The 961-nt window shown below is 45.5% G+C and carries 2 protein-coding genes; both read right to left on the bottom strand.

Features of this window, described 5'->3' with window-relative positions; translation table 11 throughout:
• Nucleotides 1-10: 10 nt before the first annotated feature.
• The gene (gene cmk / locus A3763_RS22230) at nucleotides 11-685 is read right to left on the bottom strand and encodes a (d)CMP kinase (RefSeq protein WP_068509312.1); all 675 of its coding nucleotides are present in this window, start codon (nucleotides 683-685) and stop codon (nucleotides 11-13) included.
• Between the two features lie 65 nt (nucleotides 686-750).
• A partial coding sequence (locus tag A3763_RS22225; protein WP_197483044.1) for a hypothetical protein occupies nucleotides 751-961 on the bottom strand: 211 nt, incomplete at its 5' end.

Genomic DNA, 961 nt, shown 5'->3' with positions numbered 1-961 from the left:
GTCGTATTTATTAAGATTTCCGCTCAATAAAATTAACAACTTCCTTTAAAACTTCTTCGATAGAAAGCCCTGTAGTATCAACATGATACGCATCTTCAGCGGCTTTGAGCGGAGCATTTTTTCGCCCCATGTCTCGGGCGTCTCGCTCTTCTATCTCCTTTAAAAGGGGCGCGATTTTAACATCTTCCCCCTCCGCCTTCAACTGCTTAAAGCGTCTATCCGCCCTAGCTTCTGCGCTCGCTGTCATAAATACCTTATATTCTGCCTCTGGAAACACCACTGTCCCCATATCTCGACCATCAGCAACCAAGCCAGGCTCGACTGCAAAGTTTCTTTGCCTTTGCAATAATGCTGCGCGAACAGATGCCAAAGGCGCTATCTTTGACGCATCATTACCCACAGTTTCTGTACGAATATCATTCGTCACATCCTGACCACCAAGTAATACTCTGACAGGCTCACCGTACTCAGATGGAACGAATTCAACATCTAACTTCTCAGCGACTTCAGCCAAAGCCTCTTCGTTATCGAAAGCAACCCCCAACCTAGTAGCAGCCAGCGCGGTAAGACGATAAAGCGCCCCGCTATCAAGCAAAGACCAGCCCAAATGCTTCGCCACGAGCTGAGCAATACTCCCCTTACCCGCGCCGCTGGGACCATCTATCGTTAATACTTTGCATGTCATTCAACTATCTCCAATTTTTTGAATGTCACGAAATTTTTCAGCACCATTCTTTACTACAACTCGTTTTACTCGGAATCGTCTTCAACGCTAATATTCAGACCCACTTCACTAGCCAACTCAACAAAATTTGGAAATGACGTCGCAACATTAGCACAATCCCTAATCACGATTTCACCCTTCGCTCTTAATGAAGCGACAGCGAAAGACATCGCTATTCTATGATCGCCATGACTATGAACTGTACCGCCTTGAATCTCAGAATTCTTGATCACTATA

Source organism: Oleiphilus sp. HI0128, from assembly GCF_001635365.1.
The sequence above is the reverse complement of the archived record's forward strand: the minus strand, read 5'-3'. Positions and strand labels throughout refer to the sequence as shown.